The sequence below is a fragment of the Flagellimonas flava genome (genome assembly GCF_050617915.1).
Classification (GTDB): Bacteria; Bacteroidota; Bacteroidia; order Flavobacteriales; family Flavobacteriaceae; genus Flagellimonas; species Flagellimonas flava_A.
In genome coordinates, this window is sequence record NZ_JBODQE010000028.1 from 1 (window position 1) to 338 (window position 338).

1 pseudogene is annotated in these 338 nt (G+C 44.4%); it reads left to right on the forward strand.

Annotated features, from left to right (window positions below):
• Positions 1-97 precede the first annotated feature (97 nt).
• Positions 98-338 (forward strand): annotated as a pseudogene (locus tag ACRHOZ_RS20840) (ribosome-binding factor A); the annotation flags it as partial.

Genomic DNA, 338 nt, shown 5'->3' on the forward strand with positions numbered 1-338 from the left:
TACTTTTTTGAATCGTTTGCAGGTATGTCTCTCCAAAAGTAAGCAATGTCTTCGTATGATAACATGAGGTGCGTCATTTATTCCGTTATTTTGCAGTATGGAAACACAGCGGCAGAAGAAAATTGGGGGGATCATTCAAAAGGATATTGCGGATATCCTTCACCGGGCCGCAACAGATGGCGGTTTAAAAGGAACATTGATTTCAGTTTCAAAGGTCTATGTTACCGCCGATCTTTCCATTGCCAAGGTCTAGCTTAGCATATTCCCAAATGATAAGGCCAACGAATTGTTGGATGGGGGCAAGTCCAATCAACCCCTGACCAAGCGCGAGTTGGCGC